The sequence below is a fragment of the Acrocarpospora corrugata genome, assembly GCF_009687845.1.
Taxonomy (GTDB): Bacteria; Actinomycetota; Actinomycetes; order Streptosporangiales; family Streptosporangiaceae; genus Acrocarpospora; species Acrocarpospora corrugata.
In genome coordinates this window covers 41646-62634 of record NZ_BLAD01000068.1, presented here as the reverse complement: position 1 = coordinate 62634, position 20989 = coordinate 41646, and the positions used below count along the sequence as shown (strand labels likewise).

Genomic DNA, 20989 nt, shown 5'->3' with positions numbered 1-20989 from the left:
TCTTGCCCGAGGCGATGCGATACCTGCTTCGAGCCGTGTTGGCCCACCGGAAGGCCCGGTGCCCGAAACCAGAGTTGCTGGCGTTGGTGGCCCCCGTGGGCCTCACCGAAGCGATGAGGCCGCTGGACAGCGACAAGGACGGGGACCCCGATGTCGACAACACAGCGGCGAGTGGCCAGCTGATCGCCGAGCGGTCGCTGAGCGCACTGATCTCGCTCGGGTTCGTCGCGCTGGACGGCGTGGACGTGACGGCGACCGAGGTCGCGCTCGGCCACTGGCGCACCGCGCAGGCGGTCACGGCTGCGTCATTCAGCCGGCAGCTGCGGTCGCAGATCTGGCGCATCGCGGCGACGGACGTCAGCAACGACGGCGACGCCCGGGTCGGGGATCTGGTCAACGCGTTGGCGGTCCTGTTCGCCGCCCGAGAGCCGCTGCGGCCGTTTGAGTTCGAAACCGGCGCTGGCCGACGATTCGCCGACGCACAGACGCAGTGGTTCGGGGCGCACAAGCGTGACTGGCCGGTGACCAACTACACGCAGTTCCTGCCGTTGTGCCGGTGGGCTCCCTACCTGGGCCTAGCCCAGCCGATCAGCGTCCGGTCGCTCGTCGCCGACGCCAGCAGGGCTCTGCTGGAGGACTTGGTCGACCTGCCGCAGAAGCGATTCCGGGCTGACGAGTTCGTTGCGGAATGCGGTGAGAGGTTACCGATCAGCGACGGCGGACCCCGGTCGCTATGGAAGGCAGATGACAGTCAGGAACTATCTCCGGGGCTGTCGATGTCTTTGTGCCAGTTAGAAGCGGCCGGACACCTTACCCTTCCGCCGCCCGAGAGCGACACCGACACCATGGTGGTCACGCTGGGTGTGGCCGGCGAGCCCACCCGGATCTCCCACATCAACTGGCACCCGCGGACCGCGGCGGGGGAGGGCTCGTGACGCCGACATCGATCCCCCCATGCTGGTCGCGGCCCGAGATCCAGGTGGTGGCGCAGGTCGACGCCGGCGGACTGGAGTTTGGAGATCCAGCCGCCGACGCAGTGTTCGATGCCGTGCACCAGTCCGTTCCGCTGGCTCGGCGCACAAAAGCAGGAACCCGCGAACCTGTTACCGAAGCGGAGGTGCTCGCGGACCTGTGTCAGCCGCTCGTCTCGAACGAACCACATATCCGGTTCATCACCGGACGCGCCGGCACGGGAAAGAGCCACTTCGTCCGGTGGCTGCGCGTTCACGCACCGCGTCGCGACAACTGGCACTTCGTCTACATCGAAAAGCGCAACACGTCTCTACGTCGCATCATCGAACACGTACTCGACGGCATCGACACCCCCTCCGCGGATAACCTGCGAGCCAGCCTGGCGCGGGCTGCGTCACGGATGACCACGGTGCAGGAAGCGATGCTGGCGCTGCTTAACCACCTACACCGGCTAATCGCGTTCGACGACACACCGGTCATCCAGAACCTGACCGGAGCAGATCTTGTCGACATGCGTCAACGCGTCGCACGGCTGGTCGGCGACTACACCTTCAAGCAGCAACTGTCGCGGTCTGGTGGGCCGATCGAACGGATCGCGAAACTCGCCAAGAACGGCCACGAACCCGGCGCCGACGTCAACTCCGAAGACCTTCACCTCGGCGAGGCCGATCTCAAGATCAGTCCTGAGGCGTTTCTCGATGCCGGTGCAGATTTCCAGCGCAAGATTCGGGACTTCGTGTCCAACCGGAGCGTGCGCACGGCGGCGGCGGCCATCCTGGACTACTACCTTCCTCGCGCCACAGCAGAGGTCTTCACCGGCAACTCCACCGACCTTCTCCACGTCTTCGAAGACGTCCGGGGCGAGTTGGCCAGGCGCGGCCAAGAGCTAGTTCTGTTCGTCGAGGACCTGGTCCTACTGCACGGCATCGACGCTCAACTCGCCCAGGCTTTGACACTGCCGGCACGCGCGGATCTGTGCCCCATCCGGGCCGTGATCGCCGTCACCTCCGGGTATCTCGACGACCGGTATACCACGTTCGCCGAGCGGGGCGTGCACTACACCATGGATGTGGACCGCACCCAGGTCAGCACCGGGGACCTGCGGTCCTTCGTCGGCAGATACCTCAACGCTGGCCGTGTCGGTCGCCACGGACTATCTTTAGCCGCTCACTCGGGCGAGCCAACGCCCAACAAATGCACCGATTGCGTGCACCAGGATCGATGTCACCCGGCGTTCGGGGTCACCAGTGAAGGACACGGGTTGTTCCCCTTCAACGCCGCCGCCGTCGATCACCTGGTAGCGCTCGCCAGCCCGGAGGACTTTGACCCTCGCAACATCCTCCGGGAGGTCATCCGTGCACCGCTCGAGGTCGCCGAGGCCGAGTTGTCCAAGCCCGGCGAGTTCCCTTCCGCACGCTTCGCCGCAGGCCTCGCGCCCACCCGGATGACAGTGCCCGTCGAACTACGCGACGCGATAACCCGGCAATCAAATACCTCGCCAGCCGAAATCAGCCTGCGTGCGTTCTACGCGGCCAAACCACCGGCCGCCGACGGCCAGGTGCAGCGCATCGCCGACATCCTCGGCGTGCACCTCACCGATCTCGCCGAGGACCACAGTACGGCACACACCGCGGCTGAACCGATACCACTGGCACCGATGTCCGAGATAGACCTGTGGGTCAGCGGCGGGCGAATGGGGGCATCGACCGCCCAAAAGATCCGCCGATGGATTCTCGACGCACTGGCCGCCCGCCTACAAACCGGTCCCAAGGGGCTGAACGTCAAGCGCGCGGCCAGCAACATCTTAGTGGGACCGGTAACGATCAAACCCAGTCATGTGATCTTGGAGAACGCAGCCGGCGGCGGCAGCACACCACCGGAGAGCGCCACCATTAAGTTCTCCAGTAACGATCGTGACGGCGTCCTCCTCAAAGGGGTTCTTGCCGCCACCTCGGGCAACCTGGCAGGTCCGAACAGTGGCCGCTGGTTCTTCGAGATGCAACACCGGCTGGCCAAACTCGAAGCTGAGATCGTTGAGCACGCCAGACACGAGGCGACGTCCGGAGTCTCGTCGGCCCTTGCGGTCTTGGGCGTGCTGAGTACGGTGGACAGTCGAAATGTGGAGTCACCAGCCGAAGCCCTCGCTGTCATAATTCGGCCCAGGCGTCCTAACGACATCAACCCGGGGATCGTAAAGTTCTTCGACGGGGTGGAGCGATACCGCACCTCAGCTCTGACCGTCGTGCGAGACAGCCTCACCCAGCGCAAGGGCAGCGGTGCTGCATCCATCTTCGACGCTGGCGCCGTCCTGACCAATCTGCTGCCGTACGCGCGACTCACCCAACTGCCCGTCGAACTCCACGACGAGGCGGGGGCTCGCATCAACGTACGCGGATTCCACGACAGGCAAAGCAGCGCAGCCGACGCCCTGTGGACGCCGATCCGATCCGTCCTGGGACAGATCGGCGGGTACGTCGCCGAGGGCGAGGATCTTCACGCCACTTTGACGATGATGGATAGCTTCGTTGAGCAGGCGCACCGAGCGTCCGCGCTGGCCCGCCCGGACGCTAAGGACGCTTACGATCGGTTGCGGGTCCGGGTCACCAGCGAGCAACTGAGCGCGCTGCGTCGACTCACGCGACTCGCCCGGTCCACGTCAAACGCCGCGTCGTTGTGGGATCTGGCATCCGATCCCCTCCCCATGCTCACCGACCTGCTCAACTACTGGCGTTTATGTGACCACCTTCTGGGCTCGCTGCGCGACACGGCACCGTCCCCGAGCGGCCTATCGGACACTTACGATCGGGCCCGCCTCCAACGAGCGCTGCGGGCGCTCGCGGACACTCTCGAAGGGCTGACCAAGCAATGATCGAGCCGTCCTGTCCCGCTGCTGACCCTGAGCAGGGTTCGCTGGCCGAACGCGCCAATCATGCTCTCCTGGCCCTCGCCGACCGAGCCGACCGGAAAAAGACCGAAGCCGAATTGAGCGCCATTACTGCGGCCTGCACCCGCGCGGAGGCCCTAACGGCCCGGCTTGCCTCCTGTATGCGGATCGGCGTCGAACTCGCGTCCCTCGGCTTGGGGTATGTCCGGCCATCGGTGCCGTCGCAGGCGTCCAAGGCGATCCCGAACCTGCGCAGGGCTGCGACACAGGCCGCTGACCCGAGCCAAGACCTGACCGAGCGGCTGCGCAGCGGAGCAGTTCAGGACGCCCTCAAGGCGGCTGAGACCACCGCCAAGCTCATCGACCAAGCCTTGATCCGCGCAGCAGAGGCGGAACGTGCCCGCCTCACACCTGCCGATCTCCACCGGCCCATCGCGACGATGCCCGGCAACGAGTCACTGCAGGCACGCATTCGAAAGGTCCAGGCATCCCTGTCACGATCTTTCACCGGGCCTGTTGCCGAGATTCCGGCTTTTGTCGACCGCTGGAGACAGTACGCGGAAGAGTGGGAGGACACCCGCCACGAGGTCAGCCAGCGCCTGGCCGAACTGCCTGCAGAAATCAAGGCTTTTGTCGAAGCGGCCGCCAGTGAACGTGGCGCACCTTGGTCGATGCTCACCGCGGCGGTACGCGAGTGGCTCGACACGGACGACCACGGCGACGGTTACGAGGTCCGCAAGTGGTGAACCATCTTTCGAATCTCCTCCTCCGTGTGCTCGACGACCTTGAAGACGTGGAGGCCCGCTACTTGGTTTGGGGGTTGACCGAGGAGAGTTGGCCGGAAGACCGGCTCATTGAAACGATCGCCGCGGCGGCGCCGTCACACGATCCTCGCGACCTTCTCGAACAACTCCTGCAGCACAATCTGGTCTTCGAACTCGACCGACGTTGGCCGAAGGAGTACCGCACCCGCATGGCCGAGACCATGCGGCTCATGGCGCATCTACGCCAACAGTTCCCCAACCGGCCCTGGCAGGCCGCCCCCACTCTGGTGGCCGACTTTCGCTTCCGCCACGAACCCCGATGGTTTCCCGAACGCGACCTCACCCCGGACACGGTCGCCGCACGGTTGACGGTCCACCAGGTCTCTACGGCCCAGGTCGAGGCCGCACGGCAGATCCTTGGCGGGCGCAAGTTATCAACTTTCCAACTGGACTCGACCATTGAGGTGTTCGCCGCGATGGCCGGCCGCGATCGTGGTGTGGTTGTCAGCGCGGGCACCGGCAACGGTAAGACATTAGCCTTCTACCTGCCCGCGCTGACCTATCTCGCCACCCGGCCGGTGTCTGCGCGTGGCGTTGGCGTCGTCGCGATTTATCCGCGCAATGAACTGCTCAAGGACCAACTCGCGTCGGCCCTGGACGAGACACGGCGGCTCCGCAAGGCAGGCGGCCGGCCGATCCGCATCGGCGCTTACTTCGGCAATACTCCAAACAAGATCGACGCGAGGAGCGCACCCAACCGGGCCTGGCGCAAAACGGCCACCGGCTGGGTCTGTCCGTTTCTCACTTGCCCCGCCCTGGCTGGCGACGGCCGTTGCGGGGGCGACCTCGTGTGGCTCTTCTCCGACTATGACGCCCCGAGGGATCGACAGCGCGAACGACTGACCTGTGCCCACTGCGGCGGCGTGGTCGGTGACGACGAGGTCGCCCTGACCCGCAAATCCATGCAGAACCGCCCGCCCGACCTTCTGTTCACCACCACTGAGATGCTCAACCGCTCCCTCAGCGATGGGTGGAGCATGCACGTGTTCGGGGTCGGGCCGACCGCGCGCACTCGCCCCGGGCTGGTCCTGCTCGACGAAGTGCATACCTACGAGGGCACCGACGGTGCCCAAGTCGCCTACCTGCTGCGGCGGTGGCGGCACCTGCTCGGCCGACCCACCACCTGGGTGGGCCTGAGCGCGACGCTGGCGAACGCGGACCGCTTCTTCGAGACGCTGTGCGGGCTCGCTGACGGCACCGTGGTCACCGTCGAACCGGAACAGAACCACATGAAGCCGCGCGGGCGAGAGTACCAGGTTGTGCTGCGCGGCGATCCGGGCCAGCAGACCGCCCTGCTGTCTACCACGATCCAGTCCTTGATGTTATTGCGCCGGGTTCTCGATCCGCAGCCGACCCCCCTGTCAGCCTACGGTAACCGCGTATTCGCGTTCTGCGACAACCTTGACCTGGTCAACCGGCTCTACCGCCAGATGTTGTCCGCTGAGGGCTTCACCGAGATGGGCCGACCCAGGCGCAACGGCGTTGCACTCGCCAGTCTGCGGATGAGTCGGGCTGGGCAAAGATTCGGCCCGGTAGTCGACTGGGGCCAGCGAGACGCCGACGGCCAGCAGTGGTGGATGCCCGAACTGCTTGGCTTCGACGATCGGGGGTTGGCGATCGGTCGTACGTCATCGCAAGACACTGGGGTCCGAGTGGGCGCCGACATCGTCGTGACCACATCCTCGCTCGAGGTCGGGTTCGACGACCCAACCGTGGGGGCGGTCCTGCAGCACAAAGCCCCCCGCGATGTGGCGTCGTTCTTACAGCGGCGAGGACGCGCCGGGCGCATCCAGACCCAGCGACCATGGACCGTCGTGGTGCTGTCGGACTTCGGACGCGACCGCAACGCTTACCTGGACTACGAAACCCTGCTTGCCCCGGCGCTGCCCGAGAAACGCTTGCCGCTGGGCAACCAGTCGGTACGAAAGATGCAGGCGGCGATGTGCCTGATCGACTGGGCGGCGCATCGACTGGACGTGACGGTCCGCGTGGGCGGCCGGAGCATGCGCAAGGTGTTCATCCAGCCCGACTCTGCGCATGCCCAACTGCGCCAAGAGGTGGGAGTCCGGCTCACCCAGGTGCTGAACGGCGGACCCGAACGCCAGGACTTGATGACCTTCATAGGGTCGTCGCTGCAGTTGACAGCCGAGGAAGTCGAGGCAGTGTGCTGGGAGCAACCTCGCTCGCTGCTCCTTGACGCTGTGCCGACCGCTCGCCGCCGCCTGCTGAGCAGGTGGGCTGCCTACGAAAACGGTGAGGTGAATCCCGGGCGGGAGGAATGGGTCAACGACTCGCCGCTGCCAGAGTTCATCCCGAAGGCACTATTTAGCGACCTGTGCCTGCCCGAGGTGGCCATCAATCCGCCGAGCGACTACGACGAAGCGGCCCGCGAGTCGATCGCGGTACACATGGCGCTCAACGAACTGGCGCCTGGCAAGGTCACCATGCGGTGGGCCGTAGAACGCGGTCAAGGCCTGTGGATCGAACCCGCATCCGACGGCGCCGCCGTCGCGCTGGAGGAGGGTCTTGCCCGAAGCGGGCAGATCATCGGGGAGGTTCCCAGCGATCACGAATCGGTCCCGCTGGTGCGCCCGCTCATCACCGCACCGCAGGTCCCTGAAAGGGCGGTGCAACCTTCGTCGAACGGTCGCCTGCACTGGCAGGTGCGCCGACAGGCACCCAACGACGGGATCGAGGTGACTCGGCCTCGCTCCGGCCCGCTGGTAGGCAACGTGACCTCCGTACGGGCATACCTGCACACCGGTCGGGGCGCGCTGCGCAACTGGCGGTACGCCACGCAGGCGTCGGCCAGCGTGGTCCGGCGCGGCGGTGGACGCCAACAGATGACCAACAGCTTCACCTGGCATGGCCAACCGGCCGCCGTCGGGTACGAGGCCACCGTTGATGCCCAGGTCATCACCGTCGCGATACCGCAGACGTTGGCAGCCTTCGGTCTTCACCGCTCGCCGCGACGCCTTCACCAACTTCGCCGGGACTTCTTCGTCGATCAACTCCGCGCCCGGCTGCACGCGCTTCGGGTTGACACGTTCTTGTCGCGCAACATCGCAGAGGCCATCGTCGCGGCGTCCGCCGTAGCAGTGCGAGACAACACCGACCCGGCGCAGTTGTCGATGCTGTCGGCCGCGCAGTGGCGCCGACTCGTCGCCGATCTGCTCAGCGAAGGGGTGATCGGGCTTGACGACGACGAGGACGACGACGAAGACCACGACTTGGCCCCCCGCCATCAACAACTGCTCGACGTGCTGATCGACGGCCCCGTGGCGCATGTGATCGCCGAGAGCATCGGCCTGCTGGTCGCCGAGCCTAACGACGCCTGGCTGCCCTGGCTGCGTACCCGTTACGTGCACACCATGGCCGCCGCGTGGCAAGCTGCCGCACAGCAACTCTGCCCCGACTTCGACACTGACCTCGACAGCATCGTCGACGTCGACCCTGTCGCGGACGGCCCGACCGCAACGTTCGTGCTCAGCGACGCCACCATCGGCGGAGGCGGGATGATCGAGGCACTGACCTCACGAATCAGCGACGACCCGCGACAGTTCGACTACCTCGTGGTCGCAGCCCTGCAACCGTCCGATCTGGAGGAGGTCGACCGGTCGCTCCGCAACACCCTAGGCCTGCTCACCAACGAACCCGAGATCGCCGACGCCGCGCACCAATTCCGCACTGCGACCAGGGACCGGCTCACTACCTGGCAGGATCTGCTCGCTCTGCTCACCGCCCACGGAGTCAGCCCCGCCCACGTCACCGTCACCACCCTGGCCAGCCGCGTCTTCCGCGCCAAGTCCGGGCCTGAGTCCGATCTTTTGCTGCGAGACTGCCTGGCCCGCTGGGAGGACATCGAAGCCCGTGCCGGGTTTGCGATCGATCACCGCAGCATCTGTATGGCCCTTGCCGCCGATCCCCACATCCGGGACAGGCTGGTCCTAGCCGTTCCCGAAGGCGCCAGCGAAGGCGAGACGTGGGCACAATCGGTGTTGCAAGGACTGTTGTGGCCCAGAGCCGAAGCGCGGCGGGCCCAGTCTCTCGTAGCATCGAACCGTTTCGTCAACGAGGGCCCGATGACCGAACGGACGCTGGTGCTAGACGCTCTGCCTGACCCCGTCGACAACGTCGACATCGACGATCCGCAGTGGACCCGCCGGCTCACCGAGCGGATCGCCGCCTCGGGGCGGTGTCGGCTGGTCTCGGGAACCAATGACCGTGCCCGCCTCAAGCAGGCGCTTCAGCACCTCGTCACGCAGCCGATCGAATTGGGCTGGCTGCACGTGCACCCGCATGTGGAGGCTGCCTCTCGCCGCGACGGCTTCCTGGCCGTAGATGTGTCGCTGGAGGAGTCGCCGCAGTGAGTACCCGCCACATTCACCGGCTCGCCGCCCGCCCGCACCGCCTCATCGGCGAGGCCCTCCAGGGGCTGATCGTCAGTGAGTTACTCGCGCCCGGACGCCGCCTGCTGATCGCCTCGCCCTGGATCAGCGACGTACCGCTTTTGGATAACCGGGGCGGACGTTTCAGCGTCCTCGATACGGCCTGGGGAACTCGAGTTATCCGCCTGTCGGCGATCCTGCGCACCCTTCTCGCCCGGCAGACCAGCGTCTACCTGCACTGCGGGCCCGGCGCGGCTCAAACGCGTTTCGTCGAACGGCTCCAAGACGTCGCACGACGCGACGGGACGGAGGCGCTGTTTCACCCGCGCCAGTCCACTCATGACCCGGACACCGTGCTCGACCACGAGAAGGCGATCGGAGGCGATGACTGGATCGTCCACGGATCGATGAACCTGACCTATCGGGGAGTCGAGATCAACGGAGAGTTGGTGACGGTGTCCACCGACCCGGCGCACGTCGCGACGGTCACCACCGAACTGATGAGCCTGTTCACATGAGCCAGGAGATTGCCCCGACGACCGTCCTACAGCGCTGGCCGTCACTTCGAGACGCGTTCTTCGCACCGCCCAACAACCTGCGCATTGGCAGCGGAATACCCGCCCTCGACCGTCTCGTCGCGACCGCCGATGAGCTCATCGCCCAGGAACCTCCCCAGCCGGTGGTGCTGCCCGCGCTCATCGGGGGCGCGACCCATTACTTCGCCATGGCGTTCACGGAAGACCAGTCCCGCATGCTGCGCGAACTGCTGCAGTCGCACATCGGCAAGACCTGGACCGACTTCGACGGCCAGAGCATATACGGCAGAACGAACGGCGATCCTCTGGAGGAGGCAGCAGTTGCGTTCGCCGGCAACAGCCGCTACGTCTATCGCTTCAGGGTTGCCGACCAGGCCCAGGCCCGCAACCTCGTACGCGAGTCGATTCAGGCCCTGCTGACCTCGATCGGGTCGGCGCCCCGGCGACAGGCACGAATCTCCCTGCCCATCGGACGCCTCATTGGCGGCCTGGCTGACGCCTGCGCCGCTGGCGCGGAACAGGCAGCGCAGGCTGCCTACGCGATCCTCGCCAACGACCACCGCTTGTCGCAGGCGAACCGACTGTTCCTCCAGATCCAACTGCTCGCCGCATTCGAACGCTGGAACGACCTCGACCAGCACCCGGCTCTGGACATGCTGCTGAGGCTCCCCCGTCCGAGCCTGGCCTCCGACGCCCTCGCGCGTCTGGCCATGTCAAACCTGCCGGACTCGCCCGACCTGGTGACGTTCGCACCGGTCGCCACACGCTTCAACGCCCTCATCGACTCGGTGTCGACGATCCGGTCAGCCGCTGGCGCGCGGTATTACGCGCTGTGGGCACTCGCCGCCGGCGAGCCACCCGAACTGCTGCGACAGCGACTAACAGAGGCGGGATGGGCCGCAGACCCGACCATTGTCGCCGTGCTGAGCACCGTACCTGCCGCTAGTCGTGCCCCCACCGCGCCCGTGGCCGCGCCCTCGATCGCGCAACTGCGCCAGCGCGCCAAGGAGGCCATCGAGGCCGGCCGCTTCGACGCCGCCGTCGACCTGCTGTCGGAGTTGTCCGCCGACCTCGTCGACCTACCAGCCGTCGTCGAGGCGGTGTCGCACACTTTCACGGCCAAAGCGATTGCCCTGCTAGAGCGTCACCGCGCTGAGTACGGCGACGACGCCATCCGCCGTGCCTTCAACTCGGCGCAACGCTTCGACAGTCAGATCGAACCGGCAGCGCTGCCAGTCAAGCTCATCGACTTGTTCTCCGCCTCGACGAACCGTCAACGGATATCTGACCTCGTCGCGTCCATCGAACGCATCGGCGTGGCCGAACTGCGGGCGCCTGGCGGTACCGACGCCGCGTGCCAGGCGATCCGGGAAGTCATGGGCGGCGACGGGCTTGGACGACTTTCCCCCGGAATCGACGTGTGCATCGATCTGGTCCGCGACCTCAAGACCAGTGAAGCCCCGATCGACGACGTCCGGTCGCTCAGCTACCAGGTGCTGGAGTTGTGGGCCTACCACGACAGCAGCGGTGACCGGCATCGTGCGGCGCGGATCGTGCAACTCGTCGGTGACCTCGTCGAGCTCGGTCTCGGCGTGCAGACCTTCGACGAGGTCGTCGAACTTCTCCGCGCCGGGTGGGACCCGTTCCTCACCGACGCCGACCTGCCGATCGGCCTGGACCTGCTCGAACACCTCCTCGCCCACCGCTCCGACGTCAGTGACAGCCTCGACAAGTTCGCCGCCCCGATGCTGTCACGCATCGGGGCCTACAACGCCACACGCGTCCCGTCAGCGGCACTCGCCATCGCCGTCGACCTTGCCCCGTCGTTCGGGCTCATCGTCGCGGTCCCGCCCCCATCGGAGACCGTCGGCGAGCGACCAGCGACCGCGCGCCCAGGCCTCTGCATCGGCTTGTACTCGCTGCAGGAACACGCGCTCGACCGCGCCGCGCGGATTCTGCGTCAGCGTCACCCCGGCCTCGACGTACTGGTCTGCGCCGACCACGTGGCGACCGACGCGTTGCGTGCCGCGGCGCGTGCCGCGGACCTGTTCATCGTCATGGATCGTGCCGCCACCCATGCCGCCACGACCGCCCTCAAGGCGGAACGGCCGACCGCGCCGATCCGCTACGCCGCCGGGAAAGGGTCGACCTCCATGATCGAGGCCGTGGAGGCATGGCTCCGCGACGAAGCCACGCCTACCCGCGACGACCGCCTCACGAGTGGTGCACCGTAACCAGCCCGGTGGTGGCCGGTCGATGATATGACCCGAATGACCTCCAAGCGCTACGGCAAGGGCTCGATCATCCTGACTCCCAACAAGGCCTCAGCCCCAGATGAATGGGGACAGGCTTTCGCGACGGTGGCGGCGCGAAAGCTGACGGACCCTGATCCGATGGAGGCAGGGGGCGAACTCGATGCGGCTTCTGCTGTTGCCCGTCGAGAAGGGGGCTTTGCTCTAAGTCGGAATTCGCCAGAATCCGGAGATCGGAGTTCCCGGCCTGCCTGCGTGAGTACGACCTGGATGGGGGTCTTTTGCGGACGTCCATAAAAGTAAGATGGTTGGGCCAAAATAGCCGGATTCTCAATGGAATGGAGCACTGAGCTCACTTGCCAACCTTGGCGAACGTTCGTATCATCATCAACAATAAGTCACTTTGGGGGAGTTTTGGAACGATCCCTAGAAGAAACGGTGGCGCGTGCCGCGGTTCGCCACGCCATCGACAAGGTCGGCGAAGCGCACGGTGTCCCCATTCTGGGGACCGTCACACTCGCGGTTTACGACGAACTCAGCCCGGAACCGCCTCCGACCTTGAAGGATCGATTGTCCGGGGCGATCTCCAGCGCTGCCGATACGGTCGGCGGGGCAGTCGATGCGGTCGCTGAGAAAGGTCCCCAGATCCTCGAAAGCGCAGTCATCATCGGATCTGTCGGTGCCGCGGTGGTGAGCGGGCTGACCAATAGCGGTCCACGAGGACCGTTGCCCACGGCGAAGAAACCTCCAAGGGGTCGAAGGAAGGCCTGATCCATGCCGGCGAGAGTGGAATGCGGGCACTGCGGACGGCGATACTGGAACACCCGGTCATCCCAGGAAGAGTCTTTTTTGGAAGAGGCGGATAAACTCTTTCACCTTTTCCGAAACACCATCACGAATGTCCGTATGGGTGATTACAGGCCGGGAAGCTCGGTCGAGATGAGTCGATGCCCGACCTGTCGGGAACTAAATTTTCGCTGTCCAAAAATATCCTGCGGGCGATGGGTCGGCGTCGGAAGAGAAGCTGCGGGAAGTCCGCATAAATGTCCCTACTGTAATGCACAGTTCACCACATAGGGTCTCATATGAAAATTCACTGCCCGCATTGTGGGCTCAAGCACGACACCGAATCACAAGCGTTGCCATCGGCCGGTGAATTTTTTGACCTATTCGTCAACGCGGTCATTGGCAGTGACTCCGGGCAAAACGCGCGCGAAGATGACGAAGGCCCTCTTCCCGATAGCCATTTCTGTCCAGGGTGCCATAAGGCCATAATACATTGCTCAAACTGTGAGCGGTGGTTCGGCGCCGCCGCAAAAGATATTAGATATGGTCGCTACTGTCCACACTGCGGGGTCAGCCTCTAGGTGATCGCCGCTGGCAGTGGGATTGGCGGTGCGGGTTCGATGTCGTCGTCGCCATGGTGACTTCTCGTCAACCGAGCGGGAAGCGTAGCAGGGCGAAGGGGGCCGTCGACGAGGTCTTGGTCACGCGATCCTGGACCGGCTCCATCACTAATGAAGGTCATCGCGAACAACGGCCCCAAGCTAGCGCCTCAAGAAACTGCCTAGCCACCCCCGATACCCACGTGCCGCCGCCGACTGACCGGCATCACCATGCCATCCAACACTCCGGCCTCGATCCGCACCGCAAGCCCAACTACACCCCGGCGAGCGGGCCCAACTGGCACAACTCCTCACCCAGATTCGACACGTCCCTCCGGGGCACCCCAAACACCCGAGACTCCGGCGACGGACACTCCCACGATCTCGATCACCAGATAACAGCTGCTGCAGGCCTACCATCTCCTCGCGGCGTTCCTATCCACCGGCCCCATGACTGGGGCCGAACCGCGCCAATGCCTGATCCGCCCTCTGAACATAAACCGACGCGCAGATCACTCTGAACGTTTACAGTATGCGGCGTGTTATCGAGTTCCGCCGCGCCTACGGCCTACCCTGACTTCGTAACAGGAGATGAGGTAGTCCTGCAAGCGGGCAATGTCGCGCGAGGTGTTCTCCACTCCATTCCATGCGCGCGGCCCATCCGCGAAGGGCCAAGATCCTTCGGTCCAGTGACAGTCATCGGCGATCACTTTAAGATCGACGGCGAACTCTGCCGCACTCACGATCTCATAAGCGCTGCCGCGCGCGTGCGAAATCTCGTCCATGAGCGCGCCCATGCCCATGATGCCGACCCCGTGCATAAGCCGCGACCGCCGCGGCGACTTGTTCCACGCGTCCGGGAACACCTCGGCCACCGCACCCCAGAAGTTATCCAGGATTGATATCATACAGCCGAAGTTCGGGCCTCTACCGTCGCCACGATAGGGATAAAGAGCTCCGTTACTCAGGCTATTCTCCAACATTCGCAGTATCGAGTTATCTTTGATCAGCCCATTCGGATTGGTCGGCGTCTGGATCATGCGACGCAGCGGCGACGTCGTTGAAAAGTTCAGTCGTTCAACGAGGGTTGCCGGCAATTGGCGTGCCATGAGCGGCGCCGGGAGCGCACCGGCCGCCCCGGGGAGAAGCTCGTGAATCAAGCCCTTCGGCAATGCCTTGGTGGAGTTGACAAGGATGAACTGGGATCGCTGGTCAGCATGAGTATCGGTAATGAACGCGGTGACGCAGATCGGGAATTCATCGAGCTTGGAGTCACGAATGGCGGCGCTGCGCTGCTGGCCGTCCACAATGAACCCCGGCTTGTCCGCCTCCTCCCCGTCGATGACAACAGGAATGATGATCGTTCCGGAGCGTACGAACGCAGGCCGTTCATCGGTGGACTCGTCTGCATAGAAGCGGACCCGCTCGTCGAAGGCGACCACGATCGCGTTGGGCAGCAGCGGGCTGGGGTCAGTGTCGAGATAACGGCGGATCGCCGCGACGTGGGCCTGGCTCTCCGGCCGTTGGTATCCGTGCAGTTCGGTGGCCTCGTCGCGACGGATACGGGACACAGTCGCGATGTCCGCGACGTGTTTGCCGTCGATGGCGAAGGTATAGACGCGCCGATTGGGTCCTTGCTGGATCTCCAAGGCTGGCAAGCGCAACGTACGCCGTTGGCGGCTGGCCTTAGGCGGCGTGGCGGGTGTCCGCGTCACGTGAGGTCCTCTCCGAGTTGGGCGCGCAACCGGTTCCTGAAGATGTGCAGGTTGTGGAAGCCGCGCCGTTTGTTGCGTTCAGTGCCGCGAAATACGGCGATCTCGATACCCAAGGTCTGGCACAGCGTGCAGGTGCAGTCTCGCCAGGGTCTATCTTGCAGCGTCCGGCGGTAGGCGGCACTGCGGTCGGTCTTACCGTCCCAGACTTGGCTGTAGTTCTGCAGCGCCGCCAAGGTGTCATCGAGAGACGCAATGCCGGCGTCGTAGTCGCGCAGCAGCCGCAGGGCGGAGCGTTCTAGGATGATTGCCTGCCGTTGGTCTACTTCACCGGAGGCAATCCGTTTGCGCAGCTTAACGTAGCCGTCAACCTGTGGCACGCGCAGAGCGATGTAGGTGCTATCGAAGGTGTAGTAGTTGTCGCGGTCGTCCTTGAACGCTTGCCGGAACGGCGAGGTACTGTCGAAACTGGTGACTCCATGAGTGGCGAAGGTGGGGATGTCGTCACAGCGGCTGATGCCTAGAAGATGTAGTTGGGTGTCGGATCGCCGTATGTCATCGACGGCACGCAGGCAGGCGAGGATCTCGCGGGTCTTCAGCGGCACCATGCCGCCCATAGCGATGCGCCGATAGCCGATGCGTTGCAGGGCGACCACCGCATCTGCGTAGGACTGTGGGCTCCACCCTTGGGCGACTCCGAGCGGGGAGAAGCGGACGCGGCGGTCTTTGCACCGTTTCCAGAAGTCGTTGGCCAGGGTGAGAGTAATGTCCTGGCGACGTACCCATTCAATGGCTCGTTCGTCGTCGCGGCTGATCTCTGGTTCGTATTGGAAGATGACGTGGTCAACGGCGATGCCGTAGTCGAAGCCGCACCCGTCATAGAAGTCGATTACATCATCGACGCTATAGGGCGGATAGGTCTCCTTGACGTACGAGAACGCCCCGCAGTCACCCATGATCCGTAGCGGTCCGCTGGCGTGGTCGAGACGGAAGAACTCGCGCGCACCTTCCCGATAAAGGCGGCGCCGTTGAGCACCCGTGTACTTACCGGCGCTCCCGTCGGAGTAGCCGTCCACGATAGATTTCGACACCAATAGGCCGTGGAAGGGCGGCGGATCCAGGACTTCGTGGGCGTAGAGGTCATCACGCTGCCGCACCCGTAGGGGGTCGCGTTCCTCGGTGACGAAATCGAAGCCAGGGTCAACCTGGTCCTGGCTGTCAGGAAAGAAGAACCTCACGACTGTGACGCCCTGACGTCGCGATAAACGCGGATGAGGTAGTTCGACAGCGTCTGGATTTGGCCGTCGACATTTTCCACGGCGTCCCAGGCCAAGTTGATCTGGTCCCAGGTACCGGACGTCCACCGGCAGTACGGGGCAATAAGGTCGAGATGCTTGCGGATCTCGATGGGAGCATCCGGACCACGGGGGTCGACGATGACGAGTACGCGGTCCATCAACTGGCCCATCGCGCGGATGCCAGCACCGTGCATGAGTCGGCTTTCGGTGGCTGGCTTACCCCAGGCGTCGGGGAACACGTCGCGCACGGCGCTCCAGTACGTGCACAGCGCCTTGTGGATGCCGTCGATGTCGATTTCGTTGCTCGTCAGGTTCCGAAACGGGTACAGGCAACCGTTGGCCAGGCTCTTCTTGATCATCGACACGATACTATTGTCCGCGATGACAGCAGTGTGGGCAGCCTCAGCGCGGGTAGATGCCCGCTTGATCATCTTGTAGAACGGGGACCGCTCGTCGGTGTTGAGCCGGTCACATACCAGAGACGGCGCCTTCCGCGCGCTGAGTCGCTGGGGCAGCGGCGCGTCGACCTCGGGAAGCAGTTCAGTGACCAGGCTCGGTGGCAACGGTCGGGTGTTGTTAACGCGCACGAACTGGTCGCGTTGCAGGCTGACCGTGTCGGCGACAAACGCGGTGACCGGGACTGGAAAGTTGCTGCGCTCGGAGCGGGACAAGGCGATCGCGCGTTGCTGCCCGTCGACGATCCACGCCAGTTTCGGCTCTCCGTAGGCGGCTAGGGGCAGGGTCAAGATACCAGCGGTGGCTAGGCCGTCGTTGGCGCGCGGCCCGCGGCTCCCCGTGAAAGTGGCCCGAGATGACAGGGCGAGGATGATCGCGTTAGGGAAAACGACCGGGCCGCTGTTGAGGTAGTCGATGATGTCTTGGACGTGGCTGCGGACCTCAGGCCGCTGGTAGCCGATCAATTGACTGGCCTCGTCGCGGCTGACTCGCGACACGTCCGCGACCTGGAGAACTTCGGCGGCAGTCAGTGTGAACAAATACAGCGGGTGGCCATCGAGCTGCTCGATACGCAGCGCTCGCCGCTTCAATTCGGGGGCCGATTCAGTCATGGTCGATGCGCCCCACATACGTCGCGGTGCAGTTGCGCGAAGCGGCGCTGTTCGCAGGAGCGGCCGGTGTCCCGCAGTTGCCGCAGCAACTGGGTCGCGCTGTTGTGAGCATGACCGTGGATGTAGGCGACGAGCTCGGCATCCGACATGCGCTGGCCTGTCGCGCGAGGCGTCGGCGGGTTATCGGGTGCCGCAGCCGCTGCGGCGTACCGCAGGGCAGTGCGGCGCGTACCGGCGCCGTGCTCGAGGAGGTATTGGGTGGTGCGGACGTTGAGGGCTTGCAGGCTGCCGCCGACGGTGTGTTGCAGCGTCGCGGTAACCGGTACCAGCATGTCGACGAGTAGTGGGTGTCCGTTAGACGGCCCGACCACCGACAGCGCGTCGGAGTCGAGGAGATCGGCGGCGGCGAGTAGGTCATCGCCACAGGCACGCTGATAGGCAGCGGACAACACCGCGATCACAGTGGCATCGGGGTCGCGTGCGGCGAGCGCGGCGAAGCTGCGTGGCTGGTCGGGAGCGGGCCCTGCCCAGGTGCTGAGGCGGTGCCACCAGTCGGCGACCTCACTCACGGAGACACCGACCGCGTCGGATGCTGGGACAGAGAAGGTAGCGGCGTAGGCGCAAATCGCGGCGTCGGCCGGGATGAGTCCGTAGCCAGCCGAAGCGATCCACAGCTGCGCCGTCTTGGCCGCTGGCGTCTGGGTGAGGGCGCGGGCGATCTGCCAGTGTTCGCCAGCATAGAGGTCGACAGCCGAGTAACGGCCGCTATCGCTATCGTCGAGGCGGGCAGTCCAAGCGGCGAACCGGGCCGCCGGCCGTCGCTGGGTGACCGCACGCAGGTGAAGGTCTACGGGGATGGCGTGGCGTTTGCGGTTGGCGCAGGTCACAACGAGGTGTAGCGGGCCGCCGCTGGTGGCCGTCATCGCAGACGGCCATCTTGTATGGGCCATGAGGCCTGGGCGAACGCGGCGTGGTTGTGGATACTCTCGTCGTTAACCACCCGGACGGTGCCGCAGGTGATCCGCGGGTCATCACGCAGGGCGATGACGACATTCCGAGCCATATCCTCAACGAATACTGGGTGTTCGTATGCGGCCATGGTCACGTGTCGCTCGTCCGGACGCTTCAGCAGCGCGTAGAGCGGCGACGAGCCGCAGCGTTCGCCAATGTTGATCAGTTCATCGAACCACAGGCCGCCTGGATCTTCGAGGTTGACGTCGATGGTGACCCGGCCACGTTGGTTGTGCGCTCCGTAGTCGCTGATCGCCTTGCTGCATGGGCAGACGCTGGTGACCGCTATTTCGGTGCGCAGTTGCAGCACATTGGTGTCGAAGCCGACGACGGCAGTGATGGTGCAGGGATAGTCCATGAACGAGGCGACACCGGTGACTGGTGCCTGGCGTTCCAGGAAGTAAACGAAGCTAGCCGCTACGGTCGCGTGGCGTGAGCCCATGCGTTGGCGCAGATCGTCCGCCATGAGCAGCATGCTTGCGGTGTCAAGTTGGTCTCGCCAGGTGTGCAACACCTCCACGAACCTAGACAGGTGCGCACCCTTAACCTCGGCAGCTACGTCGACGGTCATGGTCATGGTGGCAACCGTGTCGCGTTTGCCGCCCTGACCGTCGCACACCAGTACGGGGTAGCGCAGCCCTTCCACCCCGACTGTGCCAAGAGCGATACCCCGTTGGTCGGGTAAGGCCTGCACGTCGATGAGACTCATCGCTCACCCCTATACACACAACCAGAGGTGCACGTCTCGCGGACCACGATCGCTGACAGCGGCAATGCATCGGCCAGCCGATCCCACACCCAGCGGGCCAGGTTTTCACTGGTTGGATTCTCTAAGCCAGGAACCTCATTGAGGTAATAATGATCTAATTGCACGATTACCGGGTTGACGGCAGCTTTCAGATCACCGAAGTCCATGATCCAACCCATGGACGGGTCAACAGCGCCAGAGATGCGGACCTCAAGCCGATAGGAGTGGCCGTGCAGCCGGGCACACTTGTGTCCCTCTGGCACCTGGGGCAGCCGGTGCGCGGCTTCAAAGGTGAACTCGCGGAAGATCTCCATCACGAGATCCCCAGGTACTTATGCGTTTGCAGGCTGAGTTGCCACTGCGGATGCTCAAGGCAGTATGCCACCGCGGCAGCCGTGTTCGCCTCTCGATCCGGGCCATCCATCGGTTGCAGAAGCAGTCTAGTGAAGGCCAAGTGCTCGAATCGTTCAGGCATTGCCTCGGGCTGCGGGAACACCAACTTCAGGTCGTCACCAGCGGTCAGGGCCAACTCTGTGCCGGCCTTGGGGCTCACGCAGATCCAATCGATGCCCGTCGGCACAGGAAGGGTGCCGTTGGTTTCAATGGCGACTTCGAATCCTTCAGCATGTAGCGCCTCTACCGCAGCGGCATCGAGTTGGAGCAGCGGTTCTCCACCCGTGCACACCACGTACCGGCGGGCCTGTGGATGGTCTCCACCCTGCCAGGCCTTGGCGACTGCGGCGGCGAGATCGGCCGCAGAACGAAAACGGCCCCCGCCGGGGCCGTCCGTACCAAGGAAGTCCGTGTCACAGAACTGGCATATGGCCCGATGTCGGTCCCGTTCCCGACCGGTCCACAGGTTGCAGCTGGTGAACCGACAGAACACCGATGGCCGGCCTGCATGGCTACCCTCGCCCTGGAGCGTGTAGAAGATCTCCTTGACTCGGTACACGATCACACCGTCGCCATCACCGGGTCCGTCATCCCGAGCACTGCGAAGCCCCGGATGCGCAGCAAGCACGAATCACACGTTCCGCATGCGCGGTCGCCAATTGGATCGTAGCAACTGTGGGTCAGGCCGTAGTCCACGCCTAGCTTCAGGCCGTAGGAGATCGTCTGCGCCTTAGTCAGATCCACCAGCGGCATATGGATCTCCAGTTGTTGGGTCCCCTCGACGCCCGCCTTGGTGGCAAGGTTCGCCATCCGCTGATATGCCTCGATGTACTCTCGCCGGCAGTCCGGATAGCCGCTGTAATCCATTGCGTTTACGCCAATGAATATGTCCGAGGCACCGAGCGTCTCCGCCCATGCCAAGGCAAATGACAGGAAGATCGTGTTGCGGGCCGGCACGTACGTCACCGGGATCCCCGAGCTGAGTTCATCGGCGCTGTCGTGATGGGGCACCGCGATCGCAGGGTCGGTCAGAGCGGAACCACCGAACACCCGCAAGTCAATGTCGGCGATCACATGGCGGCGTGCACCGAGTGCTGCGGCAACGCGTGTGGCTGCCTCCAACTCAACGGAGTGTCGTTGGCCGTAGCGGAAGCTCAACGCGTACGGATCGAACCCCTTGCTGCGGGCGATTGCAAGTACCGTCGCGGAATCCAAACCACCGCTGAGCAGCACCACTGCCTTCGGATCGCTCATCGCACACCCTCGCTCAGAAACTGTATGAGATATGGAAACTACATGGGCGTAGTTCTGCGCATCAGCGGCCACCGTACCGTGAAATAACTGCATGAGGAAGTCGTAGCGCCGAGGGCAGGCCGCACGGGTGATGGTTGCCTGAGCCTCCCGACCTGGAGACCCCACGGGAACCCTCCCCCGCGCTGCTGGCGCTCGCCATAGCCACCACCGGCTGTGCGGCCACACAGACCGCGGTGCCCGCCACCACCCGGCCCAATTCAGCCAA

15 protein-coding genes are annotated in these 20989 nt (G+C 64.5%); 7 read left to right on the top strand and 8 right to left on the bottom strand.

Annotated elements, in window-relative coordinates:
* Positions 1 to 2 precede the first annotated feature (2 nt).
* The 7 genes from Acor_RS27055 (at position 3) to Acor_RS27025 (ending at position 12627) form a co-directional block, all read left to right on the top strand.
* On the top strand, positions 3 to 935 hold the full coding sequence (locus Acor_RS27055) for a hypothetical protein (RefSeq protein WP_155339571.1): 933 nt from the start codon (positions 3 to 5) through the stop codon (positions 933 to 935).
* Complete coding sequence (locus Acor_RS27050; RefSeq protein WP_155339570.1) at positions 932 to 3841, top strand: ATP-binding protein; 2910 nt, start codon at positions 932 to 934, stop codon at positions 3839 to 3841. Before Acor_RS27055 ends, Acor_RS27050 begins: the two co-directional genes overlap by 4 nt.
* Complete coding sequence (locus tag Acor_RS27045) at positions 3838 to 4602, top strand: hypothetical protein (protein WP_155339569.1); 765 nt, start codon at positions 3838 to 3840, stop codon at positions 4600 to 4602. Before Acor_RS27050 ends, Acor_RS27045 begins: the two co-directional genes overlap by 4 nt.
* Entirely contained in the window at positions 4596 to 9050 is a 4455-nt protein-coding gene (dpdJ, locus tag Acor_RS27040; protein WP_155339568.1) for a protein DpdJ, read from the top strand. The genes Acor_RS27045 and dpdJ overlap by 7 nt, the downstream gene beginning before the upstream one ends.
* Positions 9047 to 9586 (top strand): phospholipase D-like domain-containing protein DpdK, encoded by a 540-nt coding sequence (dpdK, locus tag Acor_RS27035; protein ID WP_155339567.1) that lies wholly within the window; start codon positions 9047 to 9049, stop codon positions 9584 to 9586. Before dpdJ ends, dpdK begins: the two co-directional genes overlap by 4 nt.
* Positions 9583 to 11838 (top strand): protein DpdD, encoded by a 2256-nt coding sequence (gene dpdD, locus Acor_RS27030; protein ID WP_155339566.1) that lies wholly within the window; start codon positions 9583 to 9585, stop codon positions 11836 to 11838. Before dpdK ends, dpdD begins: the two co-directional genes overlap by 4 nt.
* Positions 11839 to 12294: 456 nt before the next feature.
* Complete coding sequence (locus tag Acor_RS27025) at positions 12295 to 12627, top strand: hypothetical protein (RefSeq protein WP_155339565.1); 333 nt, start codon at positions 12295 to 12297, stop codon at positions 12625 to 12627.
* A gap of 1156 nt (positions 12628 to 13783) precedes the next feature.
* On the opposite strand, the gene dbpB (Acor_RS27020) is transcribed toward Acor_RS27025, so the two are convergent.
* From dbpB (Acor_RS27020) to queC, 8 genes are read right to left on the bottom strand one after another with little or no spacing between them, the layout of a single operon-like run.
* On the bottom strand, positions 13784 to 14956 hold the full coding sequence (gene dbpB, locus Acor_RS27020; RefSeq protein ID WP_155339564.1) for a DGQHR domain-containing protein DpdB: 1173 nt from the start codon (positions 14954 to 14956) through the stop codon (positions 13784 to 13786).
* The gene (gene dpdA / locus Acor_RS27015; RefSeq protein ID WP_155339563.1) at positions 14953 to 16191 is read right to left on the bottom strand and encodes a tRNA-guanine transglycosylase DpdA; all 1239 of its coding nucleotides are present in this window, start codon (positions 16189 to 16191) and stop codon (positions 14953 to 14955) included. The genes dbpB (Acor_RS27020) and dpdA overlap by 4 nt, the downstream gene beginning before the upstream one ends.
* Complete coding sequence (gene dbpB / locus Acor_RS27010) at positions 16188 to 17318, bottom strand: DGQHR domain-containing protein DpdB (protein WP_155339562.1); 1131 nt, start codon at positions 17316 to 17318, stop codon at positions 16188 to 16190. The genes dpdA and dbpB (Acor_RS27010) overlap by 4 nt, the downstream gene beginning before the upstream one ends.
* Positions 17315 to 18241, bottom strand: coding sequence for a hypothetical protein (locus Acor_RS27005; protein ID WP_218034505.1), 927 nt, complete (start codon positions 18239 to 18241; stop codon positions 17315 to 17317). The genes dbpB (Acor_RS27010) and Acor_RS27005 overlap by 4 nt, the downstream gene beginning before the upstream one ends.
* Positions 18238 to 19038, bottom strand: a complete 801-nt coding sequence (gene folE2 / locus Acor_RS27000; RefSeq protein WP_155339561.1) for a GTP cyclohydrolase FolE2 — start codon at positions 19036 to 19038, stop codon at positions 18238 to 18240. The genes Acor_RS27005 and folE2 overlap by 4 nt, the downstream gene beginning before the upstream one ends.
* Complete coding sequence (gene queD / locus Acor_RS26995) at positions 19035 to 19391, bottom strand: 6-carboxytetrahydropterin synthase QueD (RefSeq protein WP_155339560.1); 357 nt, start codon at positions 19389 to 19391, stop codon at positions 19035 to 19037. The genes folE2 and queD overlap by 4 nt, the downstream gene beginning before the upstream one ends.
* Positions 19391 to 20035: a 7-carboxy-7-deazaguanine synthase gene (queE, locus tag Acor_RS26990; protein ID WP_246239164.1), complete on the bottom strand. Its 645-nt coding sequence runs from the start codon at positions 20033 to 20035 to the stop codon at positions 19391 to 19393. Before queE ends, queD begins: the two co-directional genes overlap by 1 nt.
* The gene (gene queC, locus Acor_RS26985) at positions 20032 to 20724 is read right to left on the bottom strand and encodes a 7-cyano-7-deazaguanine synthase QueC (protein WP_155339559.1); all 693 of its coding nucleotides are present in this window, start codon (positions 20722 to 20724) and stop codon (positions 20032 to 20034) included. The genes queE and queC overlap by 4 nt, the downstream gene beginning before the upstream one ends.
* Positions 20725 to 20989 lie beyond the last annotated feature (265 nt).

Excerpts from the sequence above, each read along its gene's own strand:
- Acor_RS27045 (WP_155339569.1), top strand. The coding sequence starts at position 3,838 with ATGATCGAGCCGTCCTGTCCCGCTGCTGACCCTGAGCAGGGTTCGCTG.
- dpdD (WP_155339566.1), top strand. The coding sequence starts at position 9,583 with ATGAGCCAGGAGATTGCCCCGACGACCGTCCTACAGCGCTGGCCGTCA.
- dbpB (WP_155339562.1), bottom strand. The coding sequence starts at position 17,318 with ATGACTGAATCGGCCCCCGAATTGAAGCGGCGAGCGCTGCGTATCGAG.
- Acor_RS27005 (WP_218034505.1), bottom strand. The coding sequence starts at position 18,241 with ATGACGGCCACCAGCGGCGGCCCGCTACACCTCGTTGTGACCTGCGCC.
- folE2 (WP_155339561.1), bottom strand. The coding sequence starts at position 19,038 with ATGAGTCTCATCGACGTGCAGGCCTTACCCGACCAACGGGGTATCGCT.
- queD (WP_155339560.1), bottom strand. The coding sequence starts at position 19,391 with ATGGAGATCTTCCGCGAGTTCACCTTTGAAGCCGCGCACCGGCTGCCC.
- queC (WP_155339559.1), bottom strand. The coding sequence starts at position 20,724 with ATGAGCGATCCGAAGGCAGTGGTGCTGCTCAGCGGTGGTTTGGATTCC.